Here is an 18275-nt window from a genome sequence, read left to right on the forward strand (position 1 = left end):
TCTGATGGGCACCTGTCCGATGGGAACCCCCTCCTGATGACCCGCGTCCCGGAGTGGCTGCGCCACACCGTCCGGATCCGCTCGGTCCCGGTGGACCGCGCCCTCGTGGCCCGTGGCGCCGTGGGCATGCTGGTGCCGCTGGCGATCGGACAAGCGGCCGGGCGGCCCGACCTGGGAGCGGCAGCCGCGCTCGGTGCCTACGGCGCCGCCGTCGACGATTCGTCCGCCCCTTGGCGCACCCGCGCCCTCACCCTGCTCCTGCCTCAGCTCGGCGGCGCGATCGGACTGGCCCTGGGCCGGCTCACCGACGGGCAGGCGTGGGCGCAGGTCCTGCTGGTCGCCCTCGTCGCCCTGGTCTCGGGGCTGATGTCGACGGTGGGCCGGATCAGCGACATGACCGCTCTGGTCCTGCTGCTCGCGACCGCCATGGGGCTCGGGATGCCCAGCGCCCCGCCCTGGTGGCAGGTACCCCTGCTGTTCCTGGTCGGCGGCATCCCGCTGATGCTGCTCTCCCTGTCCGACGCACTGCGCCACCCCGGGCGAGCGGAACGGCGGTCCGTCGCGCGGGCGATGCGCAGCGTCGCCGACCTTCTCGAGGCCACCGAGGCGAATTGGACCGAGCGCCGCCATCGGGTGACCGAAGCCATGGACGCCGCCTACGACACCGTGGTCGTCCGCCGCCTCTTCCCACCCCGCCCGGGCAGCACCACGGCCCGCCTGGCCGGCCGCCTGGACTCGCTCGTAGAGGTCATCGCAGCAGCCCCGGCCATGGATTGCCCACCCGCGTACCCCGAGGCGGTGCGCCGCGTCGCCGACGCGGTCGAGGCGGCTGGCGGTGCGGCGGATGGCGGTGCGGCGCCGATCAGCCTCCCGGCCACCCCGCGGCAACCGACGGTGCGCGCCCTGCACGCCGCTGTCGCCGGACTCTCCGAGCCGGACCAGGAGCCGCCCGCCGACCGGACGCCCCTCCTCCCGACGCGTCCCACACCCCTACGTCGCCTCGCCGGCACCCTGGCCGCACGCATCGGCGACCCGGTGGCCCGGCGCTACGCCCTGCGCCTGACGGCATGCCTGGCGACCGCCCAGGTGGTCGCCTCGTTCAGCGGCCTGCCGCGCTCCGGCTGGCTGGTGCTGACCGTCGCCCTCGTGGTGCGCCCCGGGCTGGGCACCGTGCCGGCCCGGCTCGTGACCCGTGCCCTCGGGACCATCGCCGGAGTCCTGATCGGCCTCGCCGTCATCGCGCTCTGCCCCGCTGGATGGTGGCGCATCGCCGCCACCGTCGTCCTGACCGGCCTTCTCCAGGCGTACGCCCGCCGCAACTACGCCCTGCAGACCCTCTTCCTCACACCGGTCATGCTGCTGCTCGCCGACCCGCTGGGCCAAGCCGGCGCCACCGTCCCCCAAGCCCGCCTGCTGGACACCGTCATCGGCTGCGCCATCGCCTTCGTCGTCGGATACGTGTTCTGGCCCGAGGACGTCCGCGCCACAGTGGACCACCGGCTGGCTGCCGCCCACGAGGCCATCGCGGACTATGCCGACACCCTGGACGACGACGGCGCCCCCGCGACCCTCCACACCCTGCGCCGGCGCGTCCACGGCGACCTCGCTGCCGTCCGTACCGAACTGATCCGCCTGCGCACCGACCCGCGCCACCACCACACCCTCCGGGCGCGGCAGGACGAACTCGCCTACGCGGACGCGGCGATCGCCCGTCTCACCAGCCTGGCCGCCACGGGCCGCCGGGGCGCGCCGGTGGTGACCGAGGAGATGACCGGCGAGCTGTCTGAGGACCTGCGCCGACGGGCCGCGCGGCTGCGAGAGCACCGGCCCGGGCGAGCGCGCCGACCGCACTGACCCACTTCGGCGGCGTGGGGGCCAATGGGGGTACCCCGGGGCGTCTCCACCGGAGCCGCCGCGGTCAAGACCGTACATTTGCGCACATGTCGGCCACTGCGCGCACCACCGCGAATCGCTATCCCGAGCGGGTCACCTACGAACGGGACGCGGTCTACGCGATCCTCGACGAGGCCCTCGCCGTCCACGTCGGGTTCAACACCGATCTCGGCCCGGTGGTCATCCCCACCCTTCACATGCGGGTGGGTGACCAACTCCTGCTGCACGGGTCCGCGTTCGGCCGTTTCATCACCACCGCCGCGTCCGGCGCTCCGCTGTGCGTGACCGCGACCCTGATCGACGGCGTGATCCTGGGCCGGGCCTCCTCCCACCACTCGGCCGCCTACCGGTCCGCCATGATCTTCGGCACCGCCACGGCGATCGAGGACGAGCAGGAACGCGCCGACGCCCTCGCGGACGTCGTCGAGAGCGTCATCCCCGGCCGCCTGTCCGGACCTCATGCCGCCCGCCGCCCCAACGTCGAGGAAGCCCGCTACACGGCCTGCCTGACCATGCCGATCACGGAATTCTCGATGAAGGTCCGCGAGGGCTTCGCCCGGGACGAACCCAAGGACGACCAGGTCGAATCCTGGGCGGGCTGGATCCCGCTGACCACCACGCCCGGCACCCCTGTCCCCGACGCGATCACCGGCGACCGCTTCCCCGCCCCCCACTACGACCCGTCCATCCACCGCTTCCGCCAGAACTGACCACCCCCGGACGGAGCTCAGGCCTCCGGCGCGTAGCGGGACTTCAGTTCCGAGACCACCCCGAAGAAGGCCGCGGTCAGGGGTACGGCCAGCAGCATGCCGAGGATGCCGGCGACGCTCGCGCCGGCCGTGATCGAGAGCATCACCACCGCCGGGTGCATCTGCACGGTGCGGCTCTGCACCATGGGCTGGAGGATGTAGCCCTCGATCATCTGGACCGCCAGCACCACGCCCAGCGCCCACAGGCCGATGACCCAGCCGCGGTCGGCGAGGGCGACGAGGACGGCCACGGCGCCGGAGAGGAAGGCGCCGAGGTAGGGGATGTAGGCGGTCACGAACACCAGGGCGGCCAGCCCCACCGCGCCGGGGACCTGAAGGATCAGCAGGCCCGCGCCGATCAGTACGGCGTCGACCAGGGCCACGAAGGTGGTCCCGCGCATGAAGCCCTCGACGGCCCCGTACGCGCGCCGCCCCATCGCCTCCATGAGGTCGCCCGAGCGGTGGGGCACCATCGAGCGCAGGGTGCTCACGGCACGGTCGGAGTCGCGGAGGAAGAAGAAGATCAGCACCATGGCCAGCAGGGCCGTCGCGAGCATCGTCGCGACGACGCTGAGCCCGGTGACCACGCCCGAGGCGGCCGTGCCGCCGAACTTGGTGAGCAGGTCCTTGGAGTTCTTCGCCACGTCCTCCAGGGAGGTGCCGAGCGCCCCGAAGTGCTGCGCGAGGTCCGTGCCGGCCTTCCGCAGGGAGTCGATGATCTGGTCGCCGGTCTCGATGAGCGCGAGGACCACGATGTAGCCGGCCCCGCCGACCACGGCCGCGACGGTCAGGCAGGTGAGGGCCGCGGCGAGCGAGCGGTTGACCTTCCTGCGGACCAGCCACCGGTGCATCGGCCCGAGCAGGGCGGTGCCGAGCACGGCGAGCAGTACGGGCGTGACCACCGTGCGGAAGACGGCGCACAGCCATACGACGAGCGCGAGGACGGCGGTGGCGAGGAGGACGACGACGCACCAGGCGGCGAGGCGGCGTACGGGCTCGGGCAGCAGGGGAGTTGTCGTCACGACTCATACAAACACGGGCAAAAGCCGCCCCCGTCCGCGCCCCGCCGGGGAGCGCGGCCGGGGGCGCGGGTGCTACGGAGTGACGACGACTTCGTCGACGCGGCTGGAGGCGGCGAAGTGGGTCACTCCGGTCTCCTCGTAGCGGGCGGTCCAGGAACCGGTGGCGCCCGCGGTGAACGTCTTGGTGAAGGTGCCGCCGTCGCCGGTCGTGGAGTGGCCCATGAGCTTCCAAGCGGTGCTTCCGGCCGGGCGGAAGTAGTAGTGGACGGTCTGCTGGGGGAGGGGCTGCCAGGTCGGGATGGAATGGGTCAGCTTGCCGGTGATGGTGAGGGGCTGCCCCTTCTTGACCGGTTCCGGCGAGGCGTTGAAGTCCGGGATGGCGGTCATGACCCGGGCGACCTTGACGGCGGGGGTGACCGAGCCGTGGATGGTTGCCGTGCCGGCGGCGAGCAGACGGATGTGGCCGGCGCCCGGGTAGGGCAGCTTCGTGTCGATGTTCGCCGAGGTGTTGCTGCCCGCGTCGGTGGGGACGTTGAGGCTCTTGCGGGTGGTCCAGCCGGTCTTGCCGTCCGCCGAGTGCTGGATCTCCACCTTCAGCGAGGTGGTGCCGGCCGGTATCCGGGCACGGTCGAACAGGGCGCTCACCTGCACGGTCTTGTCCTTGTCGACCGTGGCCACGAAGCCGAGGAACCGGGTCCCGGCCGTGGTGTTCACCGCCACCTGCGTGCCGCTTCCGTACAGCCAGGGCGAGTTCTCGACGACCGTCCACGGGGCGTCGTCGAGGAACATCGGGGACGCGGTGAAGCGTCCCGCGGCGTCCGTGACGCGGTTCTCCCGGCCGGCCGAGATCTTCGTGCCCGCGGGGACCGGCTTGTAGGTGCCGTCGGGGGACTTCCAGGTGACGGCGCCGCTGATCTTGCCCCGCGTTCCGTAGGCGCCGGTCTGCTTCGAGGAGTCCAGGGCGATCCGGGCCCGCATCGTGTTCACGTGGGCGCGGGCGGTGTTCAGCTTCTTGAAGCCGTCCACCGAGGCCGTCAGGGTGACGGGCACGTGAGAGGCGCTGGACTGCCAATTGTCCTGGTAGACAGGTTCGTTGCCGACGAGCTTGAGTTTGGACGTGAAGCGGCCCTGTGCGTCGGCGGCGATCGAGGTGGTCGCCTTGCCCAGCTGGACCGTGAGCGGGCCACCCGCGTACGGCTTCTTCGAGGAGTCGCGCGGGTCCTGGATCTGGACGGTGCCCGCGACCACGGTGTCCCGCTTCGCCAGCGAGAGGTCCCCGGCGCTCACGCCCTCGAAGACGGGCTCCAGCCGGTAGTCGAGTGTTCCCCGGTCCTTGTGGAGGACGGTCTCGCCCTCGGTGCCCCGGTACTCGACGTCCACGGTGTACTGCCCGAGGGCGGCGAGGCGCACCGGGCCGGTTTCGAGGGACATCTCCCACACGGGCGTGTCCAGATCGCACGTCTCCACGCAGTGCGTCGACTCGGTGAAGTCCGTGATGGTGGCGACCGGAGTGGAGGTTCCCTTCGCGCGCACGTGCACCTTGAGGCCCTCGGGCCGCTCAAGCGCGTATTCCGGGACGGGGAAGGCGAGCCCGATGGACGAGCTGTTCGCATAGGTGCGGAACGTCCGGTAGGGGTCGGCCGCGTGGGCGGCCGTGGGCGCGGCCAGCATGGCCCCCAAGGCCGTTGCCGTGCAGAGCACCGCACTGATGCGCTTCTTCATGTGTCCCCCGGGGATGTCCGTTCAGCGGCTGGTCACTTGACCGACCGCTGAAGGGACCGCTCACCCCGCCGGATGGTTGTACGGGGCCCTAGGCCGTCGCGGGCCCGGCAAGATCCGAAAGAGACGACCTAGACCGTCTCCGGCTCGGCGGGCTTCGACTGTTCGACGAGCACGAACCACGTGGACTTGCCCTCGCCGCGCGGGTCGACGCCCCAGTCGTCCGCCAGCATCTCCAGCAGCAGGACGCCCCGCCCGCTCGACGCCATCTCTCCCGGGTGCCGCTTGTGCGGCAGCTCGTCGGAGGCGTCCGCCACCTCCACCCGCAGCCGGCGCGAGCCGAGTTCGCCCACCGCCTCGGCGATCAGCAGCGCGTCCCCGTCCGTGTGGACCAGTACGTTCGTCAGCATCTCGGAGACCATCAGCACCGCCGAGTCGACCTGCTCCGGGTCCGCCCAGTCGTGCAGCAGCTCCCGGATCTGGTGGCGGACCCCCGCGACCCGCTCCGGCTCCGCCTGGGCGACGGTCGTCATGGTGCGCCGGGCCGGCCGCGACGGGTGCAGCAGCGGGGTCTCGCAGCCGCAGCCCTCGCCCTCCCGGCAGAGCAGGACGACGGCGATGTCGTCCTCGCGCCGGTCGGCCAGCGGGCCGGTGGTGTGGTGCGAGGACGGGCCGTGCACCGCCTGGACCAGCAGGTCGGCCAGCCGTTCCAGGTGGCGGGGCTCCGGGTCCGCGTCCTGGCCGTCGTAGGGGGTCTGCGACTCCAGGATGGCCCGCAGCCGGGCCCAGCCGGTGTCGAGGTCGTGCCCGCCCGTCTCGATGAGCCCGTCGGTGCAGAGCATCATCGTCTCGCCGGGTTCCAGCGTGAACCGGGTCGTCGGGTAGTCGGTGTCCGGCACGATGCCGAGCGGCAGCCCGCCCGCCGTGGGCCGCATCAGGACGGTGCCGTCGGCCATCCGCACCGCCGGGTCGGGGTGCCCGGCGCGGGCCACCTCCAGCAGCCCGGTCGCCGGATCGCACTCCACGTACAGGCAGGTCGCGAAGCGCGGGCTCTGGAAGTCCAAGTCCCCGGCGCCGCCCGCGCCCGAGCGGCCCGGGCCCGGCCCGGTGTCCTCCTGCTCCGAGCACAGACCCGCCAGGAACCGGGAGGCGCGCGAGAGCACCGCGTCGGGCCGGTGGCCCTCGGAGGCGTACGCGCGCACCGCGATCCGGAGCTGGCCCATGAGACCGGCCGCCCGGACGTCGTGCCCCTGGACATCGCCGATGACCAGCGCGAACCGTCCCGAGGGCAGCGGGATCATGTCGTACCAGTCGCCGCCGACCTGGAGCCCGCCGCCCGTCGGCACGTAGCGCGCGGCGAGGGTCATCCCGGGGATCTCGGGGCCGAGCTGCGGCATCATCGACCGCTGGAGGCCGGTGGTGAGCTCCCGCTCGGATTCGGCCACCCCGGCGCGCTGGAGTGCCTGCGCGAGCATCCGGGCCACCGTCGTCAGGACGGAGCGCTCGTCGGGGGAGAAGGACACCGGGTGCTTGAAGGCGGCCATCCAGGCACCCATGGTGCGCCCCGCGACGATCAGCGGCAGGAAGGCCCAGGAGTTCCTGCCGAAGCGCTGGGCGAGCGGCCAGGTGGCCGGAAAGCGCCGCTTGTAGTCCTCGGGGCTGGGGAGGTAGATCGCCCGGCCGGTACGGACGACCTCCGCGGCCGGGTAGTCGGTCAGCAGCGGCATGTCCGCGAAGGGGCCCTCGTCCCCGGGATCGTGCCCGTGGTGCCCGATGATCGACAGCCGGTCGCCGGACACGCCGAAGACGGCCAGCCCGTCGGGGATGAACCCGGGCATGGACAGCGAGGCCGCCACCCGCAGGACCTCGGCGGTGGACCGGGCCTCGGCCAGCGCCCGCCCGGCGTCCAGCAGGAACGCCTCGCGCGAGCGGCGCCAGTCGCCGGTGATGGGGGTGTGCACGGCCGTGGTGCCGGGCTGGGCCTCGGCTATCTCCTGGATGGTGCCGATCAGCTCGTAGTCGACGCGGCCGTCCGCGCCCCGGTTCTCCAGCGGCTTCGAGCGGCTCCGTACGGTGCGCAGCACGCGCCCGTCCTCGTCCATGATCCGCAGCCGGGCCTCCGCGAGGGTGCCCTCGGCGACCGCGAGGTTGACGATGCCGTTGATCTCGTTCCAGTCCACCGGGTGGAAGCGCGAGCGCACGGCGACCTCGGGCAGCGCGACGGGCTCGGCGGGCAGCCCGAGCAGCCGGGCGGCCTCACCGTCGAGGGTGACCGTCCCGGAGGCGTTGTCCCATCGCCACAAACCGGTCGCGATGGCGGCCAGGACGTCCTCTGTGCGCACTCGGTCATCTTTACAGGTCATCCGCCCGACGTGCCTGTTCACCACCCCGGTCACGGCCCCGGTCACGGCCCCGGCGGGCGGCCCCGCACGGGCTCGCGTCCCGGACGGTAACCTTGGGACGGTTGAATCCACCCTGGTATCACGTAGAACTGGATGACTGATGCATCGGTACAGGTCCCACACGTGCGGCGAGCTTCGTGCCTCCGACGTCGCCTCCGACGTCCGGCTGAGCGGCTGGCTGCACAATCGTCGAGACCTGGGCGGCATCCTCTTCATCGATCTGCGTGACCACTACGGCATCACGCAGCTCGTCGCCCGTCCCGGCACCGCCGCGAACGAGGCGCTCAGCAGCGTCACCAAGGAGACCGTCGTCCGCATCGACGGCAAGGTCGTCTCCCGCGGCGCGGACAACGTCAACCCGGAGCTCGCCACCGGCGACATCGAGGTCGAGGTCACCTCGGTCGAGGTGCTCGGCGCCGCCGCCCCGCTGCCCTTCACCATCAACACCGACGACGGGGTGAACGAGGAGCGCCGTCTGGAGTACCGCTTCCTCGACCTGCGCCGCGAGCGCATGCACCGCAACATCATGCTGCGCTCGGCCGTCATCGCCTCCATCCGCTCCAAGATGGTGGCCCTCGGCTTCAACGAGATGGCGACCCCGATCCTCACCGCGACCTCCCCCGAGGGCGCCCGTGACTTCGTCGTCCCGTCCCGCCTGAACCCGGGCAAGTTCTACGCGCTCCCGCAGGCGCCGCAGCAGTTCAAGCAGCTGCTGATGATCTCCGGCTTCGACCGGTACTTCCAGATCGCGCCCTGCTTCCGCGACGAGGACGCCCGCGCCGACCGCTCGCCGGGCGAGTTCTACCAGCTCGACGTCGAGATGTCCTTCGTCGAGCAGGAGGACGTCTTCCAGCCCATCGAGCGGCTGATGACGGAGATCTTCACCGAGTTCGGCAAGGGCCGCCCGGTCACCTCGCCGTTCCCGCGGATCCCGTTCCGCGAGTCGATGATGAAGTACGGCAACGACAAGCCCGACCTGCGGTCCAAGCTGGAGCTCGTCGACATCACCGACGTGTTCGAGGGCTCGGAGTTCAAGGCGTTCGCCGGCAAGCACGTGCGCGCCCTGGCCGTCCCGGACACCGCCGCCCAGCCCCGCAAGTTCTTCGACGGCCTCGGCGAGTACGCGATCTCGCTGGGCGCCAAGGGCCTGGCCTGGGTCCGCGTGGGCGAGGACGGCGGCCTGACCGGCCCGATCGCCAAGTTCCTCACCGAAGAGAACGTCAAGGTCCTCACCGAGCGCCTGGGTCTGGCCGCCGGTCACGCCGTGTTCTTCGGCGCGGGCGAGTTCGACGAGGTCTCCAAGATCATGGCGGGCGTTCGCGTCGAGGCCTCCAAGCGCGCCGGACAGTTCGAGGAGGACGTCTTCCGCTTCTGCTGGATCGTCGACTTCCCGATGTTCGAGGCGGACGAGGAGACCGGCAAGATCGACTTCTCCCACAACCCGTTCTCCATGCCGCAGGGCGGCATGAAGGACCTGGAGGAGAAGGACCCGCTCGACATCCTGGCGTGGCAGTACGACATCGTCTGCAACGGCATCGAGCTGTCCTCCGGCGCCATCCGCAACCACGAGCCCGAGGTCATGCTGAAGGCCTTCGAGATCGCCGGTTACGAGGCCGAGACCGTCGAGCGCGAGTTCGCGGGCATGCTGCGCGCCTTCCGCCTCGGCGCCCCGCCGCACGGTGGCATCGCCCCGGGCGTCGACCGCATCGTCATGCTGCTCGCCGATGAGCCGAACATCCGCGAGACCATCGCCTTCCCGCTCAACGGCAACGCGCAGGACCTGATGATGGGCGCGCCCACCATCCTGGAGGAGTCCCGCCTGCGCGAGCTGAACATCGCGCTGCGCAAGCCGGTGGAGACCAAGACGACCGAGCCGGTCGACAAGGCGGTCAAGCCCCACCAGTAAGCCGGTGCGGGTGATGTGACGAAGGGCGGGGCTCCGTACGGAGCCCCGCCCTTCGTCATGACCCGGTGGGGCTCAGGCCCTGCTGTTGCTGTCGCCGTTGCCTTCGCCGAGCGCTGCCGCTGCTCCTGTCCCCGCCGCGGCGCGTGCGGGAACTCCCGCGCGGGGTCCCGTCGGCCGGGGAGGGTTCGGCTCGCCGTTCGCCCCAAGGGTGAACGGCGAGCCCAACGGGTCCGCCTAGAACTGCTCCAGCAGGCCCTTCAGGAGGGCTGCCGAGGTCAGTTCGGCCGGGGCGGGGCCGGCGTGGAAGAAGCCGGCGTTCTCGGCGTTCTCGGCGGTGAGCTTGCGCAGGAAGTCGAAGGCCTTGGCGTCGTGCTCGCCGAACGCGACGAACTGCCATTGGATGCCGGGGGCGGTGGTGGCCGCGTCGACGATCGCCTGGCGGGCGGGGCGGACGCTGTCGGGCGCCCCGTCCGTCTGGAACACGACCAGGGCCGGGCCCTCGCCGCCGTCCTTCTGGTAGCGCTCGAGGACGGCCTCCACGGCCACGTGGTAGCTGGTCCGGCCCATGCGGCCGAGCTCGGCGTGGCGGGTCTCGACCCAGGCCTCGTCGTACGCGTCGAGGGCCAGGTCGGCCGCGCCGTCCAGCTCGGTGGAGAAGAACACCGTACGGACGGTGGCCTCTTCGTCGAGGTGCGCGGCGAGGGCGAGGGCGTGGTCGGCGAGGCGCTGGACGCTGCCGTCCTTGTAGAACGGGCGCATCGAGCCCGACCGGTCGAGCACGAGGAACACGCTGGCGCGGGCGCCGGCCTTGCCCTTGGCGCGCAGGGCCTGTCCGGCGGCCTTGTACGCGGCCGCGAGCGGGGGCGCTTGCCGCTTGAGGGCGGCGAGGTCGTGCGCGGGGCCGCCTGCGGCGGCGTCGGCGGGGAGGAGGTCGGCCTCGGCCGGGGTGGGCTCCGCCTCGGCGGCGGCCACCACGGGCTCCGGCTCGGCCACGATGGCCTCTGCCTCGGCGATGACCTCGGCCACGACCTCGGCCTCGGCCACGACGGGCTCGGGCTCGGTGATGACCTCGGCTTCGGCGGCTACGGGCTCCGCTTCGGTGGCGGCCTCGGCTTCGGCGGCTACGGGCTCCGCCTCGGTGACGGCCTCCGCCTCGGCCACGACGGGCTCGGGCTCGGTGGCGGCCTCCGCCTCGGCCACGACGGGCTCGGGCTCGGTGGCGGCCTCCGCCTCGGCCACGATGGCCTCCGCCTCGGCGATGACCTCGGCTACGACCTCGGCCTCGGCTACGACCTCGGCCTCGGCCACGACCTCGGCTTCGGCCACGACGGGCTCCGCCTCGGTGACGGCCTCGGGCTCGGCCACGACGGGCTCGGGCTCGGTGATGACCTCGGCTTCGGCGGCTACGGGCTCCGCCTCCGTGACGGCCTCGGCTTCGGCCGCTACGGGCTCCGCCTCGGGCTCGGTGGCCGGGGCCGGTTCGGCCTCGGCGGCGACCGGCTCGGCCTTCGTCTCGGCTTCGGCCGTGAGGGGCTCCGGCGTTGCCTCGGCCTCAGCGGCTGCGGCCGGGGCCTGCTCGGCCACGGCCTCCGTTTCGGCTGCGGGCTCGGCAGCGGCGGCCGGTTCCGCTTCGGCCGGGGCCGGGGCCTTCGGTGTGGACGGGGAACCCCCGGTGGGGGAGCGGCGGGCCTCCGGGACCGTGGGGTCCGGGTTGGGGGCCGGGGCCGGGGCGGTCAGGACGGTGCCCGGTTCGCGGTCCCTGGGAGAGGACTGCGGGGGAACCGTGGGGTTGTCGAAGGAGGCGGCGACCAGTTCGGCGGCCGCGTCCAGGGGGGTGCGTTCGGTCTGGCTCGGGAGGGCCGCCGAAGTGGTGCCGGTCGTCTCCGGAACCTGTTCAGCAGTCCGTCCGAACACCTTGCGCAACAAGCTCCGAATACCCATGGGCCAGGCCTTTCGCATGAGTGCGTGCGTCATTTGTCCGTGAGGCGCGGTAGATCCCTGCCCAGAGTGGACACGTAAGGTTATCGGCCCCTTGGCTGGAACTTCGGGAGGGGCACCTTTCGTGGCGCCCGCGAAACAAACACACCCCTTCCGCCCCCGAACTGCCGCCCCGACGTGCCGGATTCACCGGCCGTTCATCCCTCGGCCGCCGCTTCGGCGCAACCCGCCCATAGCGTCACCGACGGATTGTTCCGACACGTTGTCGGGGACCGTGCATCAACGGAGGACACTCGTGCGCAAGCTCCTGCCGCTCATCGGCTCATCTCACGGGGGCGGCCGTTCCGCTCTCACCTGCCGCTACCGCTGCGGCGACGCCTGCTTCCACGAGGTGCCGAACACCAGCGACAACGAGTACGTCGGCGACGTCATAGCCCGCGCCTACTCCCGCCGCGCGATGCTCCGCTCCGCCGCGGTCGTCACGGTCGCCTCGGCCGCCGGTACCGCCCTCACGCTGAGCGGCAACGGTTCCTCCGCCTCCGCCGACCCCACCGTCGAGGCGCAGCGCGCCGGCGCCGCCGGGGTCAACGCCGAGGGTGCCCGCGGTCTGCGCTTCAAGCCGGTCGCGCCGAACACCGTCGACCAGGTCACGGTCCCCGAGGGCCACGAGCAGAACGTGGTCATCCGCTGGGGCGACCCGATCGTCAAGGGCGCTCCGGGCTTCAACCCGGACAACCAGACCGCCGCCGCCCAGGCCGGTCAGTTCGGCTACAACAACGACTTCCTGAGCCTGCTCCCGCTCGGCGGCGCCTACGAGCGCCAGCAGCTGCTCGTGGCCAACCACGAGTACACGGACGAGAACCTCATGTTCAAGGCGTACGACCCGGCCAACCCGACCCGCGAGCAGGTCGAGATCGCCTGGGCCGCGCACGGCCTGTCCGTGGTCGCGGTCCAGGAGGACCACCGCAGCGGCAAGCTGACGGCCGTCAGCCGCCACCGCCTCAACCGTCGCCTGACCGCCACCAGCGAGTTCCGGCTGACCGGTCCGGCCGCCGGTACCGAGCTGGTGAAGACCTCGGTCGACGCCACCGGCACCAAGGTGTTCGGCACCCTGAACAACTGCGCCGGCGGCACCACCCCGTGGGGCACCACCCTCCACGGCGAGGAGAACTTCAACCAGTACTTCGGCAACGCCGGCCTGGTCACCGAGCCCACCCAGGCCGCGCGCCTGAAGCGCTACGGCGTGACCGCCGGAGCCACCGAGCGCAAGTGGGAGCGGTTCGACAAGCGCTTCGACGTCGCGCAGGAGCCCAACGAGTCGCACCGCTTCGGCTGGGTCGTCGAGCTGGACCCGTACGACGTGAACTCCGTCCCGCGCAAGCGCACCGCGCTCGGCCGCTTCAAGCACGAGGCCGCGCAGCCCCGTCTGACCGAGGACGGCCGCCCGGTCGTCTACATGGGCGACGACGAGCGCTTCGACTACTTCTACAAGTTCGTCTCGTCGAAGCAGATGAAGAAGGGCGACTCGCGCGCGGCGAAGGAGCACAACCTGACGCTGCTCGACGAGGGCACCCTCTACGTCGCCAAGCTCACCGGTGACACCCCGGTCACGGAGTTCGACGGCACCGGCAAGCTCCCCTCCGACGGCGAGTTCGACGGTTCCGGTGTCTGGATCAAGCTCCTGACCTCGTCCCCCACGGGGAACGTCTCGCACGTCGAGGGCATGACCGCCGAAGAGGTGTCCGTCTTCACGCGCCTCGCCGGTGACAAGGTCGGCGCGACCAAGATGGACCGTCCCGAGGACGTCGAGCCGTCCCCGCGCACCGGCCGCGTCTACATCGCGCTGACGAACAACACCGACCGCGGCAAGCCGGGCAAGGAAGGCGCCACCGAGGCCAACCCGCGCAACCTGAACAAGCACGGCCAGATCCTCGAGCTCGCCGAGAACTTCGACGACCCGGCCGGCGACGGCTTCGCCTGGCGCCTCTTCCTGGTCGCGGGTGACCCGAACGACCCGGCGACCTACTTCGCGGGCTTCCCGAAGGACAAGGTCAGCCCGATCTCCTGCCCGGACAACGTCGCGTTCGACCCGCACGGCAACCTGTGGATCTCCACGGACGGAAACCAGCTCGGCTCGCACGACGGCCTGTTCGGCGTCGCGACCGCCGGTGAGCGCCGCGGTGAGCTCAAGCAGTTCCTGACCGTTCCGCGCGGCGCCGAGACCTGTGGCCCGCTCATCCAGGACAAGCGCGTCCTGGTGGCCGTGCAGCACCCGGGCGAGATCGACGGCGCGTCCGTCGAGAAGCCGCAGTCGGTGTGGCCCGACGGTCCGGGCAAGATCGTCCGCCCGTCGGTCGTCTCGGTCTGGCGCAAGGACGGCAAGAACATCGGCGTCTGACGTCCGACGTCCGAGCCGGGGTGAGTTGATCCGTGCGGGGGCGGTGGTTGTTTCACGTGAAACAACCACCGCCCCCGCTCAACTTCCGTCCGGCAGCCGCCCGACCGGCAGGAGGAGCGTGGTCACGGCGCCCCCGTCGGGGGCGTTGGAGAAGCGCAGCTCGATCTCCAGCGCCTCCGCCTGCCCGGCCGCGATGGTCAGGCCGAGCCCGTGGCCCCGCCCGCGTCCGGGATCCCCGGTGCGGAACCGCCGCGGGCCCTGCTCGATCAGCTCGGCCGGATAGCCGGGTCCGTGGTCGCGTACGGTCACCAGCGGTCCGGTGACGGTCACTTCGATCGGCGGCCGCCCGTGCTTGTGGGCGTTGACCAGCAGGTTGGCCAGGATCCGGTCGAGGCGGCGCCGGTCGGTCAGCACCACCGCGTCCCGCTCGATCCGTACCGCGACGGGCAGTCGGGTGCTCGCGGCGGCCCGCTCCACCGCGCGGCCGAGCTCCACCCGGGCCAGGTCGGCCCGTTCGACGCCGGAGTCCAGCCGGGAGATCTCCAGCAGGTCCTCGGTGAGCAGGTGCAGGGCCCCCAGCCGGTCGTTGATCATCTCCTTGGGCCGGCCCTCGGGCAGCAGCGCGGCGGCGGCCAGGGACCCGGTGAGCGGGGTGCGCAGCTCGTGCGCGACGTCCGCCGTGAACCGCTTCTCCGCCTCCAGCCGGGCCTGGAGCGAGGCCGCCATCGAGTCGAGGGCCTGCGCCACGTCCCGCACCTCGTCGCGGGTGCGGGTGCGGGGCCCTTCGGCGTCGGCCGGGAATCCGACGCGCGCGTCGAGGTCCCCGGCGCTGATCCGGCGGGCCACCGCGGCCGTGGTGGCGAGCCGGCGGCTGATGCGGCCCGCGAGGAAGATGCCGGCGAGGGCGACCACCCCAGCGGCGAGGACGGCGGAGACCAGGATGGCGGCGTCGATCTCCCGGAGCCGGGTGCGGGTGCTGTCGTAGGGGACCCAGACCGCGAGGGGCTTGCCGTCGGCGGGGCCGGCCGCCCACATGACCGGTTTTCCGTCGTGGGTGCCGGTCATGGAGCCGGTCAGTCCGCGGGCGACCAGGTCGCGCAGCGGGGCCGGGAGGCCGGGCGGGTCGAGGGCGCTGTTCCCGTCGCCGTGCGCGGTGCCGTACTCGTACTGGCTCAGGGCGTAGTCCAGCTCCCGGTCCACGTCCTTGCGGACCTCGCCGACGAGCTGGCGGGCGACCACGTTGTGCACGAGGATGCCGAGCGCGGCCGCGACGGCGCAGCACACCGCCGTGGTGGTCATGGCGATCTTCCAGCGCAGGCTGCTCGTGCGGTGCATCGGTGTCCCGGCCTCCTCAGCCCTTGCGGGCGCCGGCGCCCGCGGCCGGGCAGGGGGAGGTGTCGCCCTGGCCCGGGCACTCGTCGAGGGTGAGCTGGGAGAGGTTCATGATCCCGGCTTCCGGATCCCACACGTAGTCGGAGATGGAGACCTTCTTCGGGTTCGAGGTCGGCTCGCGGACCGCAAGGTGCTCGGCGGCCACCTCCACGCCCTCCAGGACCCCGCGCCGGGACAGGATGCGGGCGATCGTCCCGTCGCCCTGGACGGTGTAGACGCGCAACTCGCTGACCCGGCCGTCGATGTCCAGGGCGGTGATCAGCTCCGGGATGCCGTTGCCCGTCACATCGGCCAGGACCGCGGGCCGGACGGGGCAGTCGGGGCCGCCGTCCACAGCCTGTGTACAGAGCGCGAGGCGCTGGATCGCCCGGGGGTCGACGAGCCGGCCGGTGCCGGCGTCCGCGGCGGTGGCGGCGGTGATGTCGGCCCGTACGACGTCCACGGCGTTGACGCCCTTCATGGACAGATCCGGAACCTTGGCGAGACCCGGGACGGCGGTGGCCGCACCGGACTGCTGGCCGGGGGCCGGGGGATCGGGGCGGAATTCCTTCCACAGGGTGCGGGGGGCGCGGGCGGTGCCGAGGTCGCCGTCGTTCCGCAGCCCCTCCACGTCGGCGCACCCCGCGATGACCGCCAGGGCGGCCGCCGGCAGGAGGGCCCGGCTGCGCCGGAGGAAGGGCCTCATGTCCTGATGCTCTCCCGCCCCGGGCGGGGTGGCCCGGGGGCGGGGCCATTGGGGGGACGGCGCGGCGCCTAGTCGTGGGTCGGGTTCGCGATGGCTCTGGCTGCCGCGAGTTCCTGGCGGACCGGGGAGAGGACGGAGGACTCGTCGACCTCGGGGGGTGCGGTGCGGTGGAGCTGGGCCGGGTTGTGGACCCGGCGGACGCCGTGGGCCAGGGCCCGGAGGTCTTCGGCGATGGCCTCGACCTCCGCGGGGACCGGGCGCTGTGCGCCGTGGTTGACCCGGACCCGGGCGGCCGTCGTCGCGTCGACGATCCGCTCGACGGCGACCACCAGGGGCCACCACGCGGCGGCCCGTTCCCCGGTCGGCGGCGGCTCGGTCAGGGCCCGCTGGAACTCGCTGCGCACGCCCGACAGGTCCCGGTAGATGCGGCGGCGGGCCTGGAGCCGGGCGGTGCGGGCCGCCCGCAGGCCCTCCTCGGTGTCGGGGTGGGCGCCGAAGGCGCGCTCCACGTACCGGGCCGCGTCGTCCACCGTGTCGGCGAGCCGGTCGCCGATCCGGGTGTGCCAGCTCTCGGGCCAGAGCAGGTACCCGGCGATCAGGGTGATGGCGCAGCCGATCAGGCTGTCGAGCAGCCGGGGCCGGACCAGGTCGAAGCCCTGGTGGTTGAGCAGGTCGGAGAGGAGCAGGATGACCGGGGTGATCGCCGCGGTCTGGAAGGCGTAGCCCTTGACCGAGAAGACGGGGATGAGGGCCGCCAGGACCACCATCACGGGCACGTCCCACCACCCCCGCGGCACCTCGGAGAGCACGGCGGCCGCGACGACGAGCCCGCCCGCGGTGCCCAGCGCACGGAGCACGGCGCGGGAGAACACCGAGCCGAAGTCGGGCTTGAGGACGAAGGTGACGGTCAGCGCGACCCAGTAGGAGCGCTCGATCTCCACCACCGAGACGAGTGACTGCGCCAGCCCGATGCACAGCGCGAGCCGCAGCCCGTAGCGCCAGGAGGCCTCGGAGAACATCATGTCGCGCACCACCCGGCGGGCCCGGACCCGCAGCGCGGCGGGCCGGCCGAGCCGGTCGTCGACGTTGTGCATGTCGGGCTCGGCCAGCGGAACGATGGTCGCGGCGTGCCGCAGGGCCGCGTCGATGGCCTGCTCGGACTGGCCGTCGGGCGCGGGCAGGTCCAGTACGGGGGTGTCCGTGCGGCCCTCCTCGACCGCCGTCGCCAGCTTCCGTACGGCCTCGGGGATCGCGGGGGAGAGGGCTCTGCGGCGCAGGTGCGCGGCGGGAGCGGCCTCGACGATCGGGATCAGCACGTTCAGCTGGGCCAGCATCCGTACGAGCGAGGGACTGTGGCCGTGCACCCGGGCCCGGCGGCCCAGCACCAGGTCGTAGGCGTGGTTCAGGGCCTGGGTGACCTGCTGGCGGCGTTCCTCGTAGGCGGGTCCCGGTGCGCCCGCGGCCTCCAGGGTGTCGGCCAGGGCCCGGTAGGCGGCGGCGACGGCGGCCCGCTCCGGCTGCCGGCCGCGCAGCGGCCAGCCCAGCAGGGTCAGCAGCAGCACGAACAGTCCGCCGGCGCTCAGCAGCAGGGGGGCCGTCCACCAGGGACTGGGCATCGGGAGGCCCGCGCCGACCACGGCGTTCAGCAGGAGCAGCAGCCCGGAGACGGAGGCCACCGTGCCGATGGAGGAGATCATCCCGGAGATCAGGCCGAGCAGGGTCAGGACGCCGACCGCGACCCAGCCGTGCCCGAAGACCAAGGTGCCCAGCGCTACGCCCACGGCTCCGAAGAGCTGGGGCACGGCGATGTTCAGGATCCGCATCCGGTAGGCGTCCGCGGTGTCGCCGATCACCCCGGACAGGGCGCCCATCGAGACGAGCGCGCCGTACTCGGGCTCGTCGATGGCGAAGCCGACGGCCAGCGGCAGGGCCATGGCGACGGCCGCGCGCAGCGCGGCGGCCCAGGGGATCGGCGCGGAACTGGGCCGCAGACCCTTCAGCAGCCAGGTGGGCGGGGCCAGCGAACCGAACCGTCCGGCCGCCGCCGGCACGGCCCGTCCCGTCCGTCCGGGCCACCCTGGCCGTCCGGCCCGCCCGGGCGGTATGTCTTCGGTGCGTTCGGTGCTCATCCCGCTTCCGTGCCGCCGCTCGTGAATCGGTTCTTCTGTGCT

At 72.5% G+C, this 18275-nt stretch carries 11 protein-coding genes; 4 read left to right on the forward strand and 7 right to left on the reverse strand.

Translation table 11 applies throughout. The features are described from left to right. Nucleotides 1-36 precede the first annotated feature (36 nt). Together ACFYYB_RS29860 and ACFYYB_RS29865 are read left to right on the forward strand one after the other, a co-directional pair. Nucleotides 37-1854 (forward strand): FUSC family protein, encoded by a 1818-nt coding sequence (locus ACFYYB_RS29860; protein WP_389438961.1) that lies wholly within the window; start codon nucleotides 37-39, stop codon nucleotides 1852-1854. Nucleotides 1855-1940: 86 nt separating this feature from the next. Further along, nucleotides 1941-2603: a pyridoxamine 5'-phosphate oxidase family protein gene (locus ACFYYB_RS29865; RefSeq protein ID WP_389438963.1), complete on the forward strand. Its 663-nt coding sequence runs from the start codon at nucleotides 1941-1943 to the stop codon at nucleotides 2601-2603. 17 nt (nucleotides 2604-2620) lie between these two features. Here the strand turns inward: ACFYYB_RS29865 and ACFYYB_RS29870 are convergent, their stop codons facing one another. The 3 genes from ACFYYB_RS29870 to ACFYYB_RS29880 all read right to left on the reverse strand — a co-directional run bounded on the left by ACFYYB_RS29870 (nucleotide 2621) and on the right by ACFYYB_RS29880 (nucleotide 7725). Further along, nucleotides 2621-3664: an AI-2E family transporter gene (locus ACFYYB_RS29870; RefSeq protein WP_389438965.1), complete on the reverse strand. Its 1044-nt coding sequence runs from the start codon at nucleotides 3662-3664 to the stop codon at nucleotides 2621-2623. Nucleotides 3665-3736: 72 nt separating this feature from the next. Beyond that, nucleotides 3737-5386, reverse strand: a complete 1650-nt coding sequence (locus ACFYYB_RS29875) for a hypothetical protein (protein ID WP_389438967.1) — start codon at nucleotides 5384-5386, stop codon at nucleotides 3737-3739. A 128-nt stretch (nucleotides 5387-5514) separates the two neighbouring features. After that, the gene (locus ACFYYB_RS29880; protein WP_389438969.1) at nucleotides 5515-7725 is read right to left on the reverse strand and encodes a SpoIIE family protein phosphatase; all 2211 of its coding nucleotides are present in this window, start codon (nucleotides 7723-7725) and stop codon (nucleotides 5515-5517) included. Nucleotides 7726-7885: 160 nt separating this feature from the next. Between ACFYYB_RS29880 and aspS the strand changes: the two genes are divergently transcribed. Further along, nucleotides 7886-9691 (forward strand): aspartate--tRNA ligase, encoded by a 1806-nt coding sequence (gene aspS / locus ACFYYB_RS29885; protein ID WP_389438971.1) that lies wholly within the window; start codon nucleotides 7886-7888, stop codon nucleotides 9689-9691. A 234-nt stretch (nucleotides 9692-9925) separates the two neighbouring features. Here the strand turns inward: aspS and ACFYYB_RS29890 are convergent, their stop codons facing one another. Continuing rightward, the gene (locus tag ACFYYB_RS29890; protein ID WP_389438973.1) at nucleotides 9926-11632 is read right to left on the reverse strand and encodes a VWA domain-containing protein; all 1707 of its coding nucleotides are present in this window, start codon (nucleotides 11630-11632) and stop codon (nucleotides 9926-9928) included. A gap of 292 nt (nucleotides 11633-11924) precedes the next feature. Here ACFYYB_RS29890 and ACFYYB_RS29895 point away from each other — a divergent pair, with 292 nt between their 5' ends. Continuing rightward, nucleotides 11925-14027, forward strand: a complete 2103-nt coding sequence (locus tag ACFYYB_RS29895) for a PhoX family protein (RefSeq protein ID WP_389438975.1) — start codon at nucleotides 11925-11927, stop codon at nucleotides 14025-14027. Between the two features lie 78 nt (nucleotides 14028-14105). Here ACFYYB_RS29895 and ACFYYB_RS29900 read toward each other — a convergent pair whose 3' ends face one another. The 3 genes from ACFYYB_RS29900 to ACFYYB_RS29910 all read right to left on the reverse strand — a co-directional run bounded on the left by ACFYYB_RS29900 (nucleotide 14106) and on the right by ACFYYB_RS29910 (nucleotide 18233). Further along, the gene (locus tag ACFYYB_RS29900; RefSeq protein ID WP_389438977.1) at nucleotides 14106-15362 is read right to left on the reverse strand and encodes a sensor histidine kinase; all 1257 of its coding nucleotides are present in this window, start codon (nucleotides 15360-15362) and stop codon (nucleotides 14106-14108) included. Nucleotides 15363-15378: 16 nt separating this feature from the next. Continuing rightward, nucleotides 15379-16104 (reverse strand): hypothetical protein, encoded by a 726-nt coding sequence (locus ACFYYB_RS29905; RefSeq protein ID WP_389438979.1) that lies wholly within the window; start codon nucleotides 16102-16104, stop codon nucleotides 15379-15381. A 68-nt stretch (nucleotides 16105-16172) separates the two neighbouring features. Further along, nucleotides 16173-18233 carry an FUSC family protein gene (locus ACFYYB_RS29910; RefSeq protein ID WP_389438981.1) on the reverse strand — a complete coding sequence of 687 codons (2061 nt, stop codon included), beginning with the start codon at nucleotides 18231-18233 and terminating at the stop codon, nucleotides 16173-16175. Between the last annotated feature and the right edge of the window lie 42 nt (nucleotides 18234-18275).

Source organism: Streptomyces sp. NPDC002886 (genome assembly GCF_042888445.1).
In the GTDB taxonomy this organism is placed as follows: Bacteria; Actinomycetota; Actinomycetes; order Streptomycetales; family Streptomycetaceae; genus Streptomyces.